We start from the raw sequence: 19252 nt of genomic DNA, 5'->3' as shown, positions 1-19252 counted from the left end.
CGAGAGCCTGAGCGATGGATGCGACTTCCCCCCTTGCCGGCCGTGCCGCCGGCGCCACCCTGCCTGCGCCGCTGAGCGGCGCGGCCGTCCCGCCCGCCCAGCTGGCCAAGGCGGCGCTGCGCCGCCTGGCGCAGGAGCGCTTGGAGCCGACGCCCGAGAACTACCAGCGCGCCTACCGTGCCGAGTCCGGCGAGCCGCCGTTGTCCGAGGCCGCACCGCCTGCGGCAGCGTTGCGCCTGTTCGAGCGCCTCGCCGGTGCGACCGGCGCCGCGGCCCCGCGCCTGCTCGAAGCGGTGCAGCAGGGCCGCTGGGAGCAGGCCGAGAAGATGCTGTCGGGCGTGCGCGAGGACCAGGCGGCGGCCGAGGGCGAGGCCTGGGCGGCGCTGATCGGACGCCTGGTCAAGGGGGTGGAACGGGGCGGACGCCAGTGGACCAGCGGCCGCAAGAAGGACAGCCTGCAACGGGTGCTGGACGGCAGCCGCAGCGACGCACAGCGCCTGCAGCAGCGCCTGGGCCAGCTGGCGAGCAGCTGGGACAGCGACACCTTGGACGAGGCGGCGGTGCAGGACACCCCGGCGGAGGCGACCGAGGCGGCAGCGGCCGCCAGCGCGCAGCCGGTGGCTGCAGTGTTGCCCGCGGCAGCCGTGGCGCCGGCCGGGGTGCTCGAAGCGCTGGCCGACGAGCCGCTGCCCGAGCGCTGGCAGGCGGTGGTGCGCGAGCTGTCGAACGCCTTCGCACCGGCGCTGCCCAGCGACGACCCGCGCTGCCTGCGCCTCAAGTCGCGCCTGGAGGAACTGCTGCCGGCGCTCGAGAGCGAGGCCGACGAGGAGCTGGCCGAGGACTGGCGCGGATGGGCTGCAGACGCCCAGCGCCTGCTGGAGCATCGCCAGCACCTGGCGGAGCAACTGCACGGTCTGTGCGGCGAGCTGACGGGCGGGCTGGCCGAGCTGTCGGAGGACGGCAGCTGGGTGCAGGGCCAGTGCCAGGCCATGCAGGCCAAGCTGCAGGAAGGCCTGACGGCGCGCACCGTGCGCTCGGTCAGCCACCTGCTGCACGCCTCGCGCATGCAGCAGCACATCCTGAAGAACCAGCGCAACCAGGCCCGCGACGTCCTCAAGCAGGTCATCAACAGCATGTTGCAGGAGATCGCCGAGCTGAGCGCTCAGACCGGCCGCTTCCACGACAGCATGGGCCGCTATGCCGAGGTGATCGAGCAGGCCGACTCGCTGGAAAGCCTGGCCGGGGTGGTCAAGGACCTGGTCGAGGAGACCAAGTCGGTGCAGAGCCGGGTCGGCGAGACCCAGCAGCGCTTGCAGTCCGAGCACGCCGAGGCAACCGGCTTGCAGGAGCGCGTGCGCGAGCTCGAAGCCGAGCTGCAGCGCCTGTCGACCGAGGTCTCGACCGACCAGCTCACCGAGATCGCCAACCGGCGCGGCCTGATCCAGGCCTTCGAGACCGAATACGCGCGCATGCAGCGCTCCGGCCGCGAGCTCTCGGTCGGCCTGCTGGACATCGACAACTTCAAGAAGCTCAACGACACCCTGGGCCACCAGACCGGCGACCAGGCGCTCAAGTTCCTGGCCCAGAACGTCAAGCAGGCGCTGCGGCCGATGGACACCGTGGCACGCTACGGCGGCGAGGAGTTCGTCGTGCTGCTGCCCGAGACCACCGCCGAGGAGGCCTGCGTGGTGCTGACCCGCCTGCAGCGCACCTTGACGGCAAACTTTTTCATGCACGAGCAGAAGCAGGTCTTCGTCACCTTCTCGGCCGGCGTCACGCTCTACCGCGAGGGCGAGCGTCTGGAGGAAACCCTGGACCGCGCCGACGAGGCGCTCTACGAGGCCAAGCGCACGGGGAAAAACAGGACCTGCGCGGCCTGAGCCTTCCCGGCGAGGGGGCCATTTCCCTGGTTCAGTGGACTAGCTAGCTCTTGCTTCCGGGGAACACGCTGGCCCACCACTGCCGGGCGCTGGCCTTGACCGTCGCCAGGCCGTCCGGGTCGCGCTGCCACAGCGCCGACAGGTAGGCCTTGGCCTGCTCCCTGGTCAGGTGGGGCGGCAGCGGCGGCACGTCAGGGTCGGTCACCATCTCCAGCAGCGTCGGCAGCTTGGCCGACAGGGCGGTGTCCCAGGCCGGGCCGACGTCCTCGGGCCGCTCCACCCGCACCCCCTCCAGCCCGAGCAGCCGCGCGTACTCGGCATAGGGGAAGTCGGGCAGCGCCTGGGACGGCTCGTACCTCGGCACCCCGGCGGTGGCGCGCTGCTCCCAGCTTACCAGGTTGAGGTCGCGGTTGTTGAGCACCATCACGGTCAGCCGCGCATCGGGCCAGTCGCGCCACAGGCGGGCCAGCGTGATCAGCGCGTTGAGGCCATTCATCTGCATCGCCCCGTCGCCGAGCAGCGCGATCACGTGGCGGCCCGGGTGGGCGAGCTTGGCCGCGATCGCGTAGGGCAGGGCCGCGCCCATGGTCGCCAGGCCGCCCGACAGCGAGGCCATCATGCCGCGTCGCAGCTTCAGGTCGCGCGCGTACCAGTGGGTCGCGGAGCCCGAATCGCAGCAGACGATGCAGTGGTCCGGCAGCCGCGGCGACAACTCCCAGAACACCCGCTGCGGGTTCACCGGGTGGGCTTCGGCCATCGCGCGCGCCTCCAGCACACGCCACCAACGCTCGACCTGCTGCTCGATCCGCTCGCGCCAGCGCCGCCCGGTCTTGCGCTGCAGCAGCGGCAGCAGCGCCTGCAAGGTGGCCCGGCTGTCGCCGATCAGGCCGACTTCCATCGGGTAGCGCAGGTTGAGCATGCGGCCGTCGATGTCGATCTGCACCCCGCGCGCCTGGCCTTCCTCCGGCAGGAACTCGGAATAGGGAAAGGCCGAGCCCACCATCAGCAAGGTGTCGCACTCGTTCATCAGGTGCCAGCTGGGGCCGCTGCCGAGCAGGCCGATCGCGCCGGTCACGAAAGGCAGCTCGTCCGGCACCGCCGCCTTGCCGAGCAAGGCCTTGGCGACACCGGCGCCCAGGGTCTCGGCCACCGCGACGATCTCGTCGGTCGCGTGCAGCGCGCCCGCGCCCACCAGCATCGCGACCTTCTCGCCGGCATTGAGCACGTCCGCGGCGCGCCCCAGCTCGGCAGGCGAGGGCAGCACATGACCCGAGGGCCGGTCGATGCCGCTGTGCACCGTGCCGTGGCGGCGCGGCGGCACCGGCACCGCATCGAGTTCCTGCAGGTCGCTGGGCAGCACGATGCAGGTGACCGTGCGCTGTTCGCGCGCGATGCGCACCGCGCGGTCGACCAGGTGGCGCACCTGCGCCGGCGTCGTTGCCATCTGCACGAATTCGTGTGCCACATCCTTGAAAAGCGAGACCAGATCCACTTCCTGCTGATAGTCTCCCCCCAGGGCCGAGCGGGCCTGCTGGCCGACGATGGCCAGCACCGGCTGGTGGTCGAGCCGGGCGTCGTAGAGCCCGTTGAGCAGGTGGATGGCGCCCGGGCCCGAGGTGGCCAGGCAGACGCCCACCTCGCCGGTAAACTTGGCGTGCGCACAGGCCATGAAGGCGGAAAGTTCTTCATGCCGGGACTGCACGAACTCGAGGTCCAGCCCTTGTTTCTGCACCCGCCCCAGGGCGCCGACGATGCCGTTGATCCCGTCGCCCGGATAGCCGAAGATGCGGCGCACGCCCCAGGCATGCAGCCGCTTGAGCAGAAAATCGCTGACCGTGTCACCCATCGTGTGTCCGCGTTGTGGCAGTGAGGGGGGCCACAGGACGGCAGCAAACAATGTGCCTTGGCGTCGATTTCCAGTGAATCGTGCGGAATTCATGCCGATCTGAAGTTGATTTGACGGACGCCGGGCCCCCCGGGGCTGCGTGGCGGAAAGCCGACACACAATGGCGCCTCGGACAGCGGCAGTGCCGCGGCGCGGCCACCCGGCCGGGCTGCGCAGCAGAAAAGCAGGGGCCGACGCCGGCGCAACAGGAAGGAAAACACGGTGCAGATCAACAGTGAGCCCGGCTCGGGGATCGAGTCCACACCGTTGCAGAGCGAGGCCCGCTACCGGGCGCTGGTGGCGGCCATCGAGGACTACGCCATCTTCATGCTCGACGAAAACGGGGTGGTGCGGAGCTGGAACGCCGGGGCGCGCAAGATCAAGGGCTATGCCGAGGAGGAGATCATCGGCCGGCCTTTCACGGTGTTCTACCCGCCTGCGGCGATCGAAGTCGGCTGGCCGACCGAGGAGCTGCGCATGGCGCGCGAGCGCGGCCGCTTCGAGGACGAGGGCTGGCGCGTGCGCAAGGACGGCAGCCGCTTCTGGGCCAGCGTGATCATCACCGCGCTGTTCGACGAGAGGGGCCACCTCTGGGGTTACGCCAAGGTGACGCGTGACCTCACTGCGCGCCGGCTGCAGGAGGAAGAGCTGCGACGCAGCGAGGAGCGCTTCCGCTTGCTGGCCGAGGGCGTGCAGGACTACGCCATCGTGATGCTCGACCCGCAGGGCCATATCGAAAGCTGGAACGCCGGCGCGACCGCCATCACCGGCCACTCCGGCGCGGAGATCCTGGGGCGCCACTTCTCGCTGTTCTACACCGCCCAGGACACCCAGGCGGCCAAGCCCGTGCGGGAGCTGGCGCGCGCGCTGCAGCAGGGCCGGGCCGAGGACGAGGGCTGGCGCATCCGGCGCGGCGGCGGTGTGTTCTGGGCCCACGTGATCACGACGCCGGTCTACGAGAGCGACGGCCGGCTGCGCGGTTTTGCGCAGGTGACGCGCGACATGAGCGAGCGGCGCCGTCTCAAGGACCTGGAGAAATCCAGCCGCCGCATGAGCGAGTTCCTCGCGATGCTGGCGCACGAGCTGCGCAACCCGCTGGCCCCGATCCGCAATGCGGTCAGCATCATGCAGCTGGAGGCCATGCAGTCGCCCCGGCTGCGCACCTGCCGCGACATCATCGACCGTCAGCTCACCTACCTGACGCGGCTGGTCGACGACCTGCTCGACGTCGGACGCATCGCGACCGGCAAGATGAGCCTCAAGCGCGAGCGCATCGACTACCGCGACGTGGTCGAGCGCAGCATCGAGACCGTGCTGCCGCTGGTCGAAAGCCGCGGCCACAGCCTTTCGGTCGAACTGCCGCCGGAGCCGGTGGACCTGATCGGCGATGCCACCCGGCTGGTGCAGGTGGTGCAGAACCTGCTGACCAATGCCGCGAAGTACACCGACGACGGCGGCACGATCCGGCTGCAGGTCTGCCGGGACGGTGCCACGGTGACGACGACGGTGTCGGACAACGGCCGCGGCATCGCGGCCAACGCGCTGGAGAAGGTGTTCGACCTGTTTGTCCAGGGCAACGACGCGGCGCCGGCCGAAAGCGGCCTGGGCATCGGCCTGACCTTGGCCCGCACACTGGTGGAGATGCATGGGGGGGTGGTCTCGGCCGAGAGCGGCGGCGTCGGCCAGGGCAGCACCTTCACCGTCCGGCTGCCTTGCCTCGAGCGCGCCGACGAGGGCGAACGGGGCCCGGTGGCTGCAGCCGGAAGCACGCTGGGCGGCCCGGTGGTGCGCGCGCTGGTGGTGGACGACAACGTCGACTCCGCCGACACCATGGTGCACGTGCTGACCCTGCTCGGGCATGTGGCGCGCGCCGCCTACGACGGCGAGGAGGCGCTGCGCCAGGTGGCGGAGTTCCAGCCCGAGGTGGTGCTGCTGGACCTCAACATGCCGGGCAGCAACGGCTTCTCGGTGGTGCGGCGCCTGCGCGAGCGGCCGACGCAGCCGCCGCTCTACATCGCCGCGATGACCGGCTACGGGCAGCCGGGCGACCGCGAGAAGACCACCGCGCTGGGCTTTGACGCCCACCTGACCAAGCCGGTGGAGGTGGCTCAGCTCGGTGAGGTGGTGGCCCAGGCCGCGGCCCGGCGCGCCGGAAGCTGAAGCGCGGGGGAGGCGGCGCACCGGGGAAGGCACACGCCCCGGGTGAGGCGAGGGCGTGGCGGTGTCACTGCCGCTACACTCGGGCGCTCGCCGCAGCGGGATGGGAACGTCACAAGAACCTTTCCACTTCAGTAGAACAATGACTCTTTTCCAGGTGTCGGGGGCGGTGCTCACCGCCGTGGCTGTGTTCGGCTACATCAACCACCGTTTCATCCGGCTGCCGGACACCCTGGGCACCACTGTCGTCGGGCTGGTTGCCTCGCTGGTGCTGCTGGCCTTCGGCTTCAACGAGTCCGGTGCGGTGGCGCAGGCGCAGAAATTCGTCCAGCACATCGACTTCTCGGAGGTGGTCTTCCACGGCCTGCTGGGCTTGCTGCTGTTCGCCGGCAGCCTGCATGTCAACTTCTCGGAGCTGAAGACGCGGCTGCTTCCCATCTTCCTGCTCGCCACCCTGGGGGTCGTGTCGTCCACGCTGGTGGTGGGGTATGGCCTGCACTACGGCCTGCGGCTGGTGGGGCAGGAGGTGCCGCTGCTGCACTGCCTGGTGTTCGGCGCGCTGATCTCGCCGACCGATCCGATCGCCGTGCTGGGCATCCTGAAGAAGGCCGGCGCCCCCAAGAACGTGGAACTGAAGATCACCGGAGAGAGCCTGTTCAACGACGGCACCGCGGTCGTGGCCTTCCTGCTGCTGCTGGGGCTGGCGAGCGGCAAAGGCTCGCCGACCGTCGGCGGCACGGCGATGCTGCTGCTCAAGGAAGTGGCCGGCGGCATCGGGCTGGGGCTGGTGATCGGCTGGGGGGTGGTCGCACTGCTGCGCGAAGTGCACAGCTACCTGGTGGAAATCCTCGCGACGCTGGCGGCGGCCGTGGGCGGCTATGCGCTGGCCGAAGCACTGCACGTGTCGGCGCCGCTGACCGTGGTGGTGGCCGGCCTGATGGTCGGCAACAAGGGGGCCGTGCGGCCGATGAGCGAGGCGACGCGGGAGCACCTGTTTTCCTTCTGGACCCTGCTCGACGAGATCCTCAACCTGGTGCTGTTCGGGCTCATCGGCATGATGATCCTGGCCCTGTCCTTCGGACTGGAGAACATCGTCGCCTCGGCGATCGCCATCCCGGTGGTGCTGTTCGCGCGCTGGATGAGCGTGGTGGTGTCGCTGGGCCTGTCGCGGGTGGAGGGCGGCAGCGAGCCGCATGCGGTGAAGGTGCTGACCTGGGGCGGGCTGCGCGGCGGCATCTCGATCGCGCTGGCCTTGTCGCTGCCTCAGATGGAGGGACGCTCGATGCTGATCAGTGCGGCCTATGCCGTGGTGCTGTTCAGCCTGCTGGTGCAGGCGCCGACCCTGGGGCCGCTGATCGAGCGGCTGAAGGGCGGCGCAGCGGCAAAGGGCTGAAACGGCAGGCGCTCAGCCGGCCGGCCATCAGTAGGCGTAGAGGCCGACGAAGTCGGTTTCCCGGGTGGGTTCGGCCGCTTCGATCTGCTTGAGGGTGGAGGCGTAGTAGTCGGCCATCGCCTTCACGCTGATTTCGCCGGACAGGCCTTCGCGCCGCATCAGGCGGGCGCGCGCATGCTGCCACGGGGTCTCGCCCAAGGTCTGCTCGCTGAGCCACTGCGCCGACTTGTCCCCATAGACGGCCAGCACCGCGTCGATCGCGACGCGCTGCCCTTCGCTGAGACGCTCCCGCGGGCACTCGGCGAAGTCCATCGGGCTCAGCGTGACACGGCCTTTGTGGGCCTCGTAGAGCTCCCGGCAGACCGGACCGTTGGCCCAGGCTTCGATGGGTTCGGCGAACAGCGGCCCGCCGTCCCAGACGAGGGCCCAGGCCTGGGCGTAATAAACCAGTTTCTGCACCTTCATCGCCGGCATGGCGCCACGCTGTTCGAGGATGTAGCGCGCGACGTCGAATGCAGTGGCCATGGGGTGCCTCCTTCAGCGGGGACGGACAGGCACGCCGTGCCGGCGTGCCAAACGAAACAGGGGGTTGCAGAGATTGTCGAGCGGGCCGCCCGATCGGCCGCTACCGCACGTCGCCTGCAAATGCCTTTCGTCGGAACGACGGGCGATGGCCACGCTGGTCCTGCTTTGGCTGTGAAGTGAATCCCTGCTTGATCGCTTCGATGCCGAGTGCCGCAACGCGATCGCGACCCGTTCCTGGCTGCAAAGCGTATGGATTTGATGACGGCGTTTGGCCGGGTCATGTGAGATGAGCGCAAGTGCCGACAGCTCGCTCAAGAGAAGCTGGCAGAGGCGGCTGATCTTCACCGGAATGACATCCGTCTCATCGAGTTGGGGAAACCGCTCCTGCGTTGGACACCGCTGCAGCCGTTGCGGAAGCGATGCGTGTCAAGCTGCCGGGCTTGTTCAGGGCCGCTGAACGCGGTCCAGTGCCTGCTCGATCACGGCCTTCTTGAGCGCCGCGACCGAGCAGAGCGCTTTCAATGGACACCTGCCATCGCCGGCGGGCGAAGCACGCCAGGCAGGGCGCCTGCTCATGACCGAGTTGTTTCAATTCACGCCCGCATCGCTGGCGAGCGAAGCCATCAGCCCGGTGGAACGGCGCCTGGATGTGTGGTTTCAATCCACGCCCGCCATCGCTAGCGGGCGAAGCGTGGAGCACACGCAGGCTCGCCTAGAGCAAGCGGCTTCAATCGGTAGCACCAGGCCGCCGCGGCCCAGCGGGCATCACCGCGAGCTCGTCTGCGTCGCCTCCAGCAGCCGGATCACCTCTGCGAACTGAGCTTCCTCGCCCTTGAACTTCGCGTTCGTCAGCCGTGCGAGGTCGGCCGGCGTCCGGCCTTTCGCGTCGCGGGCGTCGACCTTGGCACCGTTTTCGAGCAGCAATCGCACGGCCTTGGGGTTCAAATCGAGCGCGGCAGAGTGCAAGGCGGTCCATTTCACGGGTGTGCGCTCGTCCGTGGCATTGATGTCGACGCCGGCGTCCTTCCAATGCAGAACCAGGCGCCGGGCCTCCGCCTCGTCCTTCAACGAAGCTGCATGCACCATGGCCGCCTCAGCGGAAAGCGACTTGACCTCCTCTGGCGACGGATGGAAGCTGTAGAGACCTTGGCGACACACCCATGCGACCGGGGCCTTCTCGGACTGAATGCACGCCAGCAACCAAAGTGAATCGCTCGCTTTCAGCTTGCTGACCACCCAGGCGGCCGGTGCGACGACGGCAACGGCTACGACAACCAGGCCGATCTTCAGCGCTCTCGATGCCATCGGTCAGCTCCAGGCGAAGGGGGAGGCGGTGGATGCCATCTGGAACGGCGAGAGCCGCCGCGCCAGGCTCTGGTCGGTCAGCAACATGTCCATGTCAGTTTTGAAATTCACGGCCAGGCGGGACCGAACGCTCTCGTAGATGCGCACGTCCTGCAGATCTTTAAGGGTCGCGTGCTTCCACCAGTGTCGGACGTACCGGCGCGCTAGTTTCAGCCCCATCTTGCCCAAGCCGGCCGGCTTCGCCACCGTTCGGAAGAGGGATTCGATATAGCCCATGGCATAGGAAGCGTCGATCGCCGCAATGAGGAGGGTCTGTGCGAAGCGGCGGACCTCGGTCGAGACTTCCATGAGATCGATCCGGCTGGCGCGGTGCGGCCAGAAGAACTTCAGAATTTGCTTGGTCTCCAGATCGTCGAAGATCAGCTCCGAGTCCCCAATGTCGACCGGTGAAACGGTGGCGATGCCACTCATTTGTTGTTTCTCCCTGTTGCGCTGGATGAGCCGCCCGTTCGGACGGGTCTTTACTGCACTACAGAGTATAAGCACCGTGTTAGTGCCCACTGGCAGCGACGTGTCACCACCTGCCAGGAGAGCCGAGCGCCGTTGTCCAGCAAATTTCGACGCCGCGGACAAGGCGAGGGGCGCCGCCGGCCGCTTCTGTGGAAATCGTCCTGGTGCTGGTGGCGTACCGCCGTGATGGCCAACTTCTGGTCGTCCAAGGTCTCGAAGAGAGCCACGTAGCCGATTTTCTGAAGGGGGCGATTACTTCTTGATCTTGCACTTGCCCGGCGCATCGTTGTCGCCATCCGTGAAGCCCAGCAAGCCGCCCCGGGGCCAATTCCGCCCTACCGGTTCCTGCCTGACGAGGATCCGAACAGTCTGTACGACCAGGTTGAACAGCTGCACCGCCTCGGCGTCATCGTTGCACACCCGATCCGTCGTTCCAAGACACTGGGCGGCGGCGGCTGCTTTGTGATCCGCGGACTGGGCCCGCTTGCGTACCTCGTTGATCAGGTGGCGTTGCCGCCTAGACGCAATCAGAGTTTCAATCCACGCCCGCCATCGCTAGCGGGCGAAGCGCGAGCATCGACATCTGCGCCCGGCTCTCGATCTGGTTTCAATCCACGCCCGCCATCGCTAGCGGGCGAAGCCCTTCCTTTACAACCGCTGGTGCCCCCAGGAGATTTATCGCGTTTCGCGCGAACCCCGTCACTAGGAAAGCGGTGCATTGAGGGGCAGCATTGGTCAAAGCGAAATTTGCCTTCGAAGTCAACGGCTTACGCGACGCGCGAACCGCACAGGAGCAAGCCAGTCACTGGAGGTTCGCGTGATTTCGGAATGGTACTCGCGCGGGAGACACTCGTCACACGCCGAGCGGCTCTTCAAGGTCAGTGGAGCTTGAACGCGTCTATCGTATTTGCGGAGGGTGTCCGGAGAGCCGGGGAAGCCCTGGGTGCATATAGAGACAAAGGAATCAAAATTTCGTAAGCTGTTCTCTAACAAAAACTCACAAGCCATCGGAGAGTGATCGGCACGCCTGCGACAGGGACGTCGGCAGAGCCGGCCATCGGGCCCTGTGCGAGCGTTTCCTCTCACCCGCCGCCATGCGTCGGCGAGCTTCCCGCTGCCCATTGCAAGAGGAGCGAGGACGGAGCGGCTGCATGGCACCTGCTCTCGGACCATTTGCAGGCCGTCGGGCACATCGCATCCAAGGCCGCAGCCGCTTGGCATTCAAGCGGCTGGGCCGAACTGGCAGGCCGGTGGCATGACCTCGGCAAATACCGCCCGGGGTTCCAGACCTATCTCCGCGAGAGCGCGGATCCCGACGCGCACATTGAAGGCCGCGTGGCGGGCGCCAGCAAGACGCACTCCGCGGCCGGCGCCTTGCACGCGCTGCGCCTGTTCGAGAGCCGGTGGGGGGCCGCTGGTGCATTCGCGGCCCGACCGCTGGCCTACGTGATCGCTGGCCATCATGCAGGCTTGGCCGACTGGCATCCCGGGATCCACCACGGACTGGCCGCCCGCCTGCTGGGGATAGGACGGCCGGATAGCGAGACCGAGTATGAAGAAGCTCTCGCTGTCTGCAGCCGGAACGCTCCCGAACTGCTGAACCCCAGCCCCGGGTTTGACCCGCAAGCGGCCCTCGCGCGTGTGCCCGGCATCCGGTCAGCGCGGCCACTGGCTCTATCGCTGTGGGTGCGTATGCTGTTCTCGACGCTGGTGGACGCGGACTTCCTCGACACCGAGGCGTTCATGGATGAGCGGCACGCAGCGGCGCGCCCGCAGAGCCGGCCGCTGGCCGACTATCTTGCCCAGCTAGATGCTTTTCTGGCCGAGAAGGTTGACGCGGTGGCTCGCGCCGGCCGCGGCCAAGAACCGGTCATGCAGGCACGCGCCCGAGTGCTGCAGCTGTGCCGAGAGAAGGCCGTGCTGCCGCCGGGCGTCTTCTCGCTGACCGTGCCGACCGGCGGGGGCAAGACGCTGTCCTCGCTGGCCTTCGCGTTGCGGCACGCAATGGCGCATGGCAAGCGCCGGGTCGTCTATGCCATTCCCTACACCAGCATCATCGAGCAAACGGCCAACGAGTTCCGCAATGTCTTCTCGGCGCTGGGCCAAGATGCCGTGATCGAGCATCACAGCCAGGCCGACACCGGCGCCCGGCCTGAAACCGCCCACAGCCGCCTCGCGTGTGAAAACTGGGACGCGCCGCTGGTGGTCACCACCAATGTGCAGTTGTTCGAATCGCTCTTCGCGGCGCGTCCCAGCCGCTGTCGCAAGCTGCACAACCTTGCCGGCAGTGTGATCGTCCTCGACGAAGCGCAGCTACTGCCTCCGGAGTTTCTCCAGCCCATCCTGGATGCCTTGCACGTGCTCGTCGCCGACTACGGCGTCACCCTGCTGCTGTGCACGGCCACCCAGCCGGCATTGACCTCCCGGTCAGAATTCGACGCCCGTCGCAGCCTGCGCGGCCTTCCCGATCCTGTCGAGATCATCGACAACCCGGCCGCGCTGTTCGCCGTGCTTCAGCGCGTGAACATCCGGTGGCCCGAAGACTGGGACACGCCGACGAAATGGTCGACGCTCGTGGCGGAGCTGGCGAGCCGAGACTCTGTGCTGGCGATCGTCAACACGCGTAGCGACGCCCATGCTTTGACGCAAGCCTTACAGGCTCACGACCCCAACACCCTGCATCTATCGGCGGCCATGTGCGGCGCGCACCGGAAGGACGTCATCGACCAGATCCGGGCGCGCCTTCAGTCGCGCCAGGACGGCGCGCCTGTGCCACTGCACGTGGTCAGCACTCAGCTGGTAGAGGCTGGCGTCGATCTCGACTTCCCGGTGGTCTACCGGGCGTTCTGTGGATTGGATTCCATCGCTCAGGCTGCCGGCCGCTGCAATCGCGAAGGTCGACTGGACAGAGGCGAGGTGGTCGTTTTCGTCAGGGACATCCCCCAGCCCTTGGGCTCGGTGAAGTTCGGCGCCCAGGCCGCACGCAGTGTGCTTGCCGGGCTCGGGTGCTGCACTGACGCCGGAAGCGTGCTGTCCCCCGAGACGTTCACCGAGTACTTCCGCCACTACTACGCCCAGTTCCAGAGCCTGGACGCCAGGGGCATCGTCGATCACCTGCACCGTGAGGCCCACCGATTGCAGTTCGACTTCCGCACCGCGGCCGAGAAGTTCCGGCTTGTCGACGATCAGGACCTGGCCACCGTGGTCGTCCCCTACCACCGCGTCGCGACCGCGCAGCTTGGGATTGAACCGGTGCTGGAGGCGCTGGAGGCCGGCCGAACCGACCGGTGGCTGCTGCGCGCGGTGCAGCGCTACACGGTCTCGGCACGACTGCAACTGGTGCGGCAGTGGCAGGAGGCAGGCGACGTGAAGGAGGTGTCGCCTGGGCTGTTCCTGCTGATGAACGAACTCTTGTACGACAGCCGATTCGGGTTGCTGCCAAAAGGCGCCCCGCTGGCGGCAGAAAGCCTCGTGCAATGAAACGAATCTCGGAGACCTCCACCCCATGAAATCGTACTGTCTCGAGATCTCGGGCGACTTCGCCTGTTTCACCCGACCGGAGATGAAGGTCGAGCGTGTTTCCTACGACGTCATCACCCCCTCGTCGGCCCGCGCCGTGTTCGAGACCATTCTCTGGAAACCCGCCATCCGCTGGCACGTGCGCCGTATCGAGGTGCTGCGGCCCATCCGCTGGATCAACCTGAGGCGCAACGAAGTAGGGGCGGTGGTCTCGGTCCGCAATGCGCAGCAGGCCATGACGGCCGGCGAAGGCGACTTGGCGCTGTACATCGAAGACGAGCGCCAGCAGCGCGCGGGGCTCTTCCTGCGTGATGTCGCATATCGAGTGCATGCCGACCTGGAGGTCCGCGATGACCGGCGCGACCCAATGCCGCCGATGAAATATCGTGAGATGTTCGAGCGGCGTGCTGACAAGGGGCAGTGCGTGAATCAGCCCTACCTGGGATGCCGAGAGTTTGCCGCCCGTGTGCGGCGTCTCGAGACGCTCAGTGGCGAGCCGGCGCCCATCCGGGAAACCCGGGACCTCGGCTGGATGCTGCATGACCTCGACTTCGGCAACCCCGCCGATCCGCAGCCGCACTTCTTCCGGGCCCAGATGACGGATGGCGTCATTGAGGTGCCGAGGCTGAACGCCCGGGAGGTCGCACGATGATCCTGCGCGAACTGGTCCGGTATTACCAGCGCAAGACCACAGACATCGACGCCGCGCAGCGCCTGCCCTCGTTCGGCCTGGAGGACAAGCAGATTCCCTTCGTCATCGAGCTCAGCCCGGACGGCCGTGTCGTGCAGCTGCACGACACGCGCGTGCCGGACGGGAAGAAGCTGAGGGCGCGGTCCTTTCTGGTTCCTCAGGGGGTCAAGAAAACCTCCGCCATCGCCGCCAATCTTTTGTGGGACAGCGCGGAATATGTGCTGGGCGTGGACACCCGCCACAATCCCGAGCGGGTGGGAGAGCAGCACGCGCATTTTCGGGCGCGTCTGGCGGCTTTGCCCGCGTCTGCCCAGGACGATGAGGGGTTGCGTGCGGTGAAGGCCTTTCTGCATATCGGGGACGACAGGCCCGGGGGAACGCCCGATCTGACGGCCTTGGAGTGCAGCCCGGTGTGGAAGGAGATCGTCGAGACGAACCCCGTGATGAGCTTCCAACTGGCTGGTGACACCGGCCTCGTCTGCCAGCGCCAGGCGATTGTGGAGGCGGCCCAGCCCGCCGCGGCAGGTGAGGAAACCCCTGGCTTCTGTCTTGTCGAGGGCCAGGAAGCGCCGATCCAGCGCCTGCACACCGCCATCAAAAACGTGTGGGGTGCCCAGAGCTCAGGCGCCAACATCGTCTCGTTCAACCTCGACGCGTTCAACTCCTACGGCAAATCGCAAGGCGCTAACGCGCCCATCGGCAAACGCGCGGAGTTCGCCTATACGACCGCACTCAACCATCTGCTCGACAAGGGATCGCGCAACCGGGTGCAGGTGGGCGACTCGTCAACGGTCTTCTGGGCCGACGGCCCCTCGCGCTTCGACTCGGAGTTCACGCTGGCCGATTTTTTCGGAGAGCCACGCAAGGACGATCCGGACTGCAACTCTCGCGCCGTGCAGGCCCTGTACCAGTCGCTGCGCAGCGGGCAAGTGCCGGCCGAGGATCTCCACACCGAGTTTTTTGTGCTGGGGCTCGCACCCAACGCCGCCCGCATCAGCATCCGCTTCTGGCTGCGCGCACCGCTGAAAGACCTCGCCCCGCGCATCCTCCAGCACTTCAGTGACCTGAGGGTCGTTCGCCGATACGACGGCGATCCGCCCGCGCCATCGCTGCTGCGCCTGCTGTCATCGCTCGCCCTGCAGGGCAAGCTCGACAACGTGCCTGCCCGCCTGGCCGGCGAATGGATGCGCGCCATTCTCGAAGGCCTGCCCTACCCCTCGGCGCTGCTGAACGCCGCGGTGACCCGCTGCAAGGCTGAGCAGAACGTGCCCTATCTGCGCGCCGCGGTGATCAAGGCCTGGCTGAACCGCGAGTACCGGCGTTCGCATCCCCACCTCGCGCACGACCATGCATTCTTCAAGGAGAGCCTCGACATGGAGCAAGACAACCCGGCCTATCGACTCGGACGGCTTTTCGCCGTGTTGGAGCGCGTGCAGGAAGCGGCACAGCCCGGTATCAACTCCACCATCCGCGACCGCTACTACGGCGCCGCCTCCACCACGCCGGTGGCCGTGTTCACAACGCTGCTGCGTCTGAAGAATGCTCACCTGAAGAAGCTCAACGATGGGCCCGTCAGCTATTTCGAGCGGCTGATCGGCGAGATTCTCGCCCCGCTGGCCGGCTTCCCCCGGCAGCTGTCGCTCCAGGACCAAGCGCGTTTTGCGCTTGGCTACTACCACCAGCGCCAGGCCTTTTATGCACGCAAGGCAGAAGGTCGCGACCCAACTGCCACCGATACCGAGGAGGACTGACCGTGTCCAGCAACGCCCCGATTTCCCACCGCTATGACTTCGTTTTGCTGTTCGACGTGAGGGACGGCAACCCTAACGGTGACCCCGACGCCGGCAACCTGCCGCGCGTCGACGCCGAGACCGGCCACGGGCTCGTCACGGACGTCTCGCTCAAGCGCAAGGTGCGCAACTTCGTGCAGCTGGTCAAGGGCGCTCAACCGCCGTACGACATCTATATCAAGGAGAAAGCGGTCCTGGAAAAAACCCATCGGGCTGCCTACCGTGCAATCGGCGCCGAGGACGAGCTCGCAGACGACGGCAAGGAGGGAAAGAAAAAGCGCAAGGGCAGCGCCGACAGCGTCGACAAGGCCCGCCAGTGGATCTGCGGGAACTTCTTCGATGTGCGCACCTTCGGTGCCGTGATGTCCACCGGCGTGAACTGCGGCCAGGTCCGCGGGCCGGTCCAACTCACGTTTTCCCGGTCCATCGACCCGATCGTCGCGTCGGAGCACTCCATCACCCGCATGGCGGTCGCGACCGAAGCGGAAGCCGAGAAACAGGACGGTGACAACCGCACGATGGGCCGCAAGCACACCGTGCCCTACGGCCTCTATCGCGTGCATGGCTTCATCTCGGCATTTTTGGCGAAGCAAACCGGCTTCTCGGAGGACGATCTCGAGCTCTTCTTCACGGCGCTGGCACAGATGTTCGAGCACGACCGCTCTGCCGCCCGCGGCGAGATGTCGACCCGCGGTCTCTATGTGTTCAAGCACGACAGCGAGTTGGGCAACGCTCATGCGCATGCCTTGTTCGAGCGGGTCAGCGCTCAGCGCAAAGAGGGTGTCGACGTGGCACGCTCCTTCGGAGACTACCTGGTAAACATCGAGACCGGGCAGCTCCCGCCGGGCGTCGAGCTGATCCGGCGTGTAGGTTGAGGTGACGGGATGCCGCAGGAGCCCGACTTCCTCCCACTCTCGGCCCTGCAGCATTGGTGCTATTGCCCTCGACAGTGCGGGCTGATCCACCTGGAGCAAGCGTTCGACGACAACGTGCACACGCTGCGTGGTCAGGCCGTGCACACCATGGTCGATCAGCCTGGCGTCGAGACAGTCAAGGGAAGGCGCGTCGAGCGAGCCCTGCCCGTGTGGAGTGAACGCATAGGCTTGATCGGCAAGTGCGATGTGGTGGAGTTTGGCCCCGACGGCGCACCCTATCCGGTCGAGTACAAGCATGGCAGCCGCGACAAGGCGGCGGGCGTTGCCGCGTGCGACGAGCTGCAGCTTGCCGCGCAGGCGCTGTGCCTTGAAGAGATGACGGGTCACCTGATCGGCGAGGGCGCGATCTACTACGCCAGTTCCAGGCGCCGGCGCGCCGTCACCATCTCCGCTGCGCTGCGCGCTGCCGTGGAGGCCACGGCACAGGCGGTCCGCGAGATGCTCGGCTCGCGACGCTTGCCCCCCGCGCTGCCCTCCGGCATGAGGAGCAAACGCTGCCGGCACTGCTCGTTGCACGAGCGGTGCCAGCCTGAGCTCGCGGACATTCGTTGGCGTGACGCCAGGGAAGCCTTGTTCGATCCGGACGCTTGACGTGGGAGAGCCCGGGATGCAATTGCTCAACACGCTCTACGTGACGACCCCCGAGAGCTACCTGCGGCTCGACAACGATACGCTTCGCGTGGACGTCGAACGCGAGACACGACTGAGAGTGCCGCTGCATCACCTTCACGCCGTCGTGTGCTATGGGCATATTGGGATTTCTACTCCCTTGATGCACAGGCTGGCCGACGAAGGTATCGCGCTGGTGTTGCTGAACGAGAACGGCCGCTTCAAAGCTCGGATCGAAGGCGCGGTTTCCGGCAACGTGCTGCTTCGACAGGCACAGTACCGTCAGGCTGGCGACAGCACCTTTGCTCTGGAGACGGCGCGCTCCATCGTCGCCGGCAAGGTCAAGAACGCACGACAGGTGCTTCTGCGGGGCGCGCGCGAGGCCAAGTCGGCCGACGAGTCGATACGGCTCGGCAGGCTGGCGGACGACCTTGCTGCCACGTTGCGCGGCCTGCCCGCGGCGGGCGATCTCGACGTGTTGCGTGGACTGGAAGGCGAAGCTGCGAGGCAGTACTTCGTCGGACTCAATCTCATCGTTCGCGCAGAACACCGCCAAGTCTTCCAGATGGACGGCCGTAGCCGCCGACCTCCTCGCGACCGGTTGAATGCATTGCTGTCCTTCCTCTATGCACTGTGGATGAACGACTGCCGATCCGCTTTGGAGACCGTCGGCCTCGATCCTCAGGTCGGGTTTCTGCACGCGTTAAGGCCGGGGAGGGCGGCATTGGCGCTGGACCTGATGGAGGAGTTCCGCCCGCTGGCCGACCGTATGGCATTGACGCTCATCAACCGTGGCCAGCTTCAGGCCAGCGACTTTGCCGTCCGGGAAGGCGCAGGCGTTTCGCTGGAGCCTGGCGGTCGCAAGACGCTGTTGGTGGCGTACCAGGAACGCAAGCGGGAGGAGTTGACCCACCCGCTCCTGGCCCAGACTGTCCCGCTGGGCGCGCTGCCCCTGGTTCAAGCTCGCCTGATGGCCCGTGCGATTCGAGGCGAGGATCCGGGCTATGTACCTTTCGTCCTCAAGTGACACGGGGGTGCGCCAATGCTCGTCATCGTCTGCTACGACGTCAGCACTGAAGCAAAGGCCGGACGCCGCCGGTTGAGGCGAGTCGCCCGGGTCTGCGAGGGTGTGGGTCAGCGTGTTCAGAAGTCAGTGTTCGAATGTCAGGTGGACTTGGCAGAGTTCGAAGCGCTGGAACGAGCGCTGCTTGCCGAGATTGACGCGGCGCAGGACTGCCTGCGTTTGTATCGCCTGCCCGAGACGCGCGGATATGCGGTCCGCGAATACGGGACGTTCAAATCGACCGACTTTGAAGGGCCGCTCGTCGTGTGATGAGTGCCTCCCGTGCCGGTACCATTGCGGGATCACGCGAACCTCTAGTGACTGCCTTGCCCCTGTGCGGTTCGCGCGTCGAGTAAGGTGTTGATTTAGAAGGTTAATTTCGCTTGAATCGATACCACCCACCGGTGCACTGCTTTCCTGGTGAAGGGGTTCGCGCAAAACGCGATAAATCTCCTAGGGGCATCAGCAGCTGCAAAGGAAGGGCTTCGCCCGTCAGTGATGGCGGGCGTGGATTGAAACTGCTCGAAGGCGGCAATCTGTTCTTGGCACGCCGGGCTTCGCCCGTCAGTGATGGCGGGCGTGGATTGAAACCACATGTCGCGCGGCGGCACTGGCGTGTCGCTGATGCTTCGCCCGTCAGTGATGGCGGGCGTGGATTGAAACACTTCCTGGCGCTTCGCCGCCTTGGTGCTGTGCCAGCTTCGCCCGTCAGTGATGGCGGGCGTGGATTGAAACAAGATCAACCCGTCGCGGCTGGCGTCGCCGGGGGTGGCTTCGCCCGTCAGTGATGGCGGGCGTGGATTGAAACTGCAGAGCGCTGCCACCTACAGCTATTCGTCCGTGCTTCGCCCGTCAGTGATGGCGGGCGTGGATTGAAACCTCTCCCTGCCTGGCACGGAGAGCAACAACCTGCGCTTCGCCCGTCAGTGATGGCGGGCGTGGATTGAAACATGGGAGCGGGCTGCCTCCCTCCCCCCTCACGGGCGCTTC

15 protein-coding genes and 1 CRISPR repeat array are annotated in these 19252 nt (G+C 66.7%); of the genes, 10 read left to right on the top strand and 5 right to left on the bottom strand.

Annotated elements, in window-relative coordinates; translation table 11 throughout:
- The first annotated feature begins 14 nt into the window (after positions 1-14).
- Positions 15-1880 carry a sensor domain-containing diguanylate cyclase gene (locus tag OOT46_RS21980; RefSeq protein WP_265405768.1) on the top strand — a complete coding sequence of 622 codons (1866 nt, stop codon included), beginning with the start codon at positions 15-17 and terminating at the stop codon, positions 1878-1880.
- Positions 1881-1923: 43 nt separating this feature from the next.
- On the opposite strand, the gene OOT46_RS21975 is transcribed toward OOT46_RS21980, so the two are convergent.
- On the bottom strand, positions 1924-3726 hold the full coding sequence (locus tag OOT46_RS21975; RefSeq protein ID WP_265405767.1) for a thiamine pyrophosphate-requiring protein: 1803 nt from the start codon (positions 3724-3726) through the stop codon (positions 1924-1926).
- Between the two features lie 267 nt (positions 3727-3993).
- Here OOT46_RS21975 and OOT46_RS21970 point away from each other — a divergent pair, with 267 nt between their 5' ends.
- Both OOT46_RS21970 and OOT46_RS21965 read left to right on the top strand, forming a co-directional pair.
- Positions 3994-5925, top strand: a complete 1932-nt coding sequence (locus OOT46_RS21970; protein WP_416136241.1) for a PAS domain S-box protein — start codon at positions 3994-3996, stop codon at positions 5923-5925.
- A gap of 139 nt (positions 5926-6064) precedes the next feature.
- Positions 6065-7315 (top strand): cation:proton antiporter, encoded by a 1251-nt coding sequence (locus OOT46_RS21965; RefSeq protein ID WP_265405765.1) that lies wholly within the window; start codon positions 6065-6067, stop codon positions 7313-7315.
- A 27-nt stretch (positions 7316-7342) separates the two neighbouring features.
- Here OOT46_RS21965 and OOT46_RS21960 read toward each other — a convergent pair whose 3' ends face one another.
- The 4 genes from OOT46_RS21960 to OOT46_RS21945 all read right to left on the bottom strand — a co-directional run bounded on the left by OOT46_RS21960 (position 7343) and on the right by OOT46_RS21945 (position 9616).
- A complete protein-coding gene (locus OOT46_RS21960; protein ID WP_265405764.1) occupies positions 7343-7840 on the bottom strand; it encodes a Panacea domain-containing protein in 498 nt (165 codons plus the stop codon).
- Positions 7841-8284: 444 nt separating this feature from the next.
- On the bottom strand, positions 8285-8416 hold the full coding sequence (locus OOT46_RS21955; RefSeq protein ID WP_265405763.1) for a hypothetical protein: 132 nt from the start codon (positions 8414-8416) through the stop codon (positions 8285-8287).
- A gap of 189 nt (positions 8417-8605) precedes the next feature.
- On the bottom strand, positions 8606-9145 hold the full coding sequence (locus tag OOT46_RS21950; RefSeq protein ID WP_265405762.1) for an ankyrin repeat domain-containing protein: 540 nt from the start codon (positions 9143-9145) through the stop codon (positions 8606-8608).
- Between the two features lie 3 nt (positions 9146-9148).
- Positions 9149-9616: a hypothetical protein gene (locus OOT46_RS21945; protein WP_265405761.1), complete on the bottom strand. Its 468-nt coding sequence runs from the start codon at positions 9614-9616 to the stop codon at positions 9149-9151.
- Between the two features lie 1212 nt (positions 9617-10828).
- On the opposite strand from OOT46_RS21945, the gene cas3 reads away from it, so the two are divergent.
- The 7 genes from cas3 to cas2 are packed head-to-tail and all read left to right on the top strand — an operon-like array spanning position 10829 to position 18532.
- Entirely contained in the window at positions 10829-13135 is a 2307-nt protein-coding gene (gene cas3, locus OOT46_RS21940; protein WP_265405760.1) for a CRISPR-associated helicase Cas3', read from the top strand.
- Between the two features lie 25 nt (positions 13136-13160).
- Positions 13161-13826, top strand: coding sequence for a type I-C CRISPR-associated protein Cas5c (gene cas5c / locus OOT46_RS21935; protein ID WP_265405759.1), 666 nt, complete (start codon positions 13161-13163; stop codon positions 13824-13826).
- Entirely contained in the window at positions 13823-15616 is a 1794-nt protein-coding gene (gene cas8c / locus OOT46_RS21930) for a type I-C CRISPR-associated protein Cas8c/Csd1 (RefSeq protein WP_265405758.1), read from the top strand. The genes cas5c and cas8c overlap by 4 nt, the downstream gene beginning before the upstream one ends.
- A gap of 2 nt (positions 15617-15618) precedes the next feature.
- Positions 15619-16530 (top strand): type I-C CRISPR-associated protein Cas7/Csd2, encoded by a 912-nt coding sequence (gene cas7c, locus OOT46_RS21925; RefSeq protein ID WP_265405757.1) that lies wholly within the window; start codon positions 15619-15621, stop codon positions 16528-16530.
- Positions 16531-16539: 9 nt separating this feature from the next.
- Positions 16540-17181: a CRISPR-associated protein Cas4 gene (gene cas4, locus OOT46_RS21920; RefSeq protein WP_265405756.1), complete on the top strand. Its 642-nt coding sequence runs from the start codon at positions 16540-16542 to the stop codon at positions 17179-17181.
- 16 nt (positions 17182-17197) lie between these two features.
- Positions 17198-18226 (top strand): type I-C CRISPR-associated endonuclease Cas1c, encoded by a 1029-nt coding sequence (cas1c, locus tag OOT46_RS21915; protein WP_265405755.1) that lies wholly within the window; start codon positions 17198-17200, stop codon positions 18224-18226.
- Positions 18227-18241: 15 nt separating this feature from the next.
- On the top strand, positions 18242-18532 hold the full coding sequence (gene cas2, locus OOT46_RS21910) for a CRISPR-associated endonuclease Cas2 (protein WP_265405754.1): 291 nt from the start codon (positions 18242-18244) through the stop codon (positions 18530-18532).
- Between the two features lie 212 nt (positions 18533-18744).
- Positions 18745-19212: a CRISPR direct-repeat array (repeat unit 37 nt; unit sequence GCTTCGCCCGTCAGTGATGGCGGGCGTGGATTGAAAC).
- Between the last annotated feature and the right edge of the window lie 40 nt (positions 19213-19252).

It is taken from the genome of Aquabacterium sp. A7-Y, assembly GCF_026153205.1.
Lineage (GTDB): Bacteria > Pseudomonadota > Gammaproteobacteria > Burkholderiales > Burkholderiaceae_C > Caldimonas.
Note: the sequence above shows the minus strand (reverse complement) of the source record. Positions and strands in the feature narration are given on the sequence as shown.

Bases quoted from the DNA above. Each gene is read 5' to 3' on its own strand.
- cas4 (WP_265405756.1), top strand. From the start codon at position 16,540: ATGCCGCAGGAGCCCGACTTCCTCCCACTCTCGGCCCTGCAGCATTGG.
- cas8c (WP_265405758.1), top strand. From the start codon at position 13,823: ATGATCCTGCGCGAACTGGTCCGGTATTACCAGCGCAAGACCACAGAC.
- OOT46_RS21980 (WP_265405768.1), top strand. From the start codon at position 15: ATGGATGCGACTTCCCCCCTTGCCGGCCGTGCCGCCGGCGCCACCCTG.
- OOT46_RS21965 (WP_265405765.1), top strand. From the start codon at position 6,065: ATGACTCTTTTCCAGGTGTCGGGGGCGGTGCTCACCGCCGTGGCTGTG.
- OOT46_RS21950 (WP_265405762.1), bottom strand. From the start codon at position 9,145: ATGGCATCGAGAGCGCTGAAGATCGGCCTGGTTGTCGTAGCCGTTGCC.
- OOT46_RS21955 (WP_265405763.1), bottom strand. From the start codon at position 8,416: ATGAGCAGGCGCCCTGCCTGGCGTGCTTCGCCCGCCGGCGATGGCAGG.
- cas5c (WP_265405759.1), top strand. From the start codon at position 13,161: ATGAAATCGTACTGTCTCGAGATCTCGGGCGACTTCGCCTGTTTCACC.
- cas2 (WP_265405754.1), top strand. From the start codon at position 18,242: ATGCTCGTCATCGTCTGCTACGACGTCAGCACTGAAGCAAAGGCCGGA.
- OOT46_RS21960 (WP_265405764.1), bottom strand. From the start codon at position 7,840: ATGGCCACTGCATTCGACGTCGCGCGCTACATCCTCGAACAGCGTGGC.
- OOT46_RS21945 (WP_265405761.1), bottom strand. From the start codon at position 9,616: ATGAGTGGCATCGCCACCGTTTCACCGGTCGACATTGGGGACTCGGAG.
- OOT46_RS21975 (WP_265405767.1), bottom strand. From the start codon at position 3,726: ATGGGTGACACGGTCAGCGATTTTCTGCTCAAGCGGCTGCATGCCTGG.
- cas1c (WP_265405755.1), top strand. From the start codon at position 17,198: ATGCAATTGCTCAACACGCTCTACGTGACGACCCCCGAGAGCTACCTG.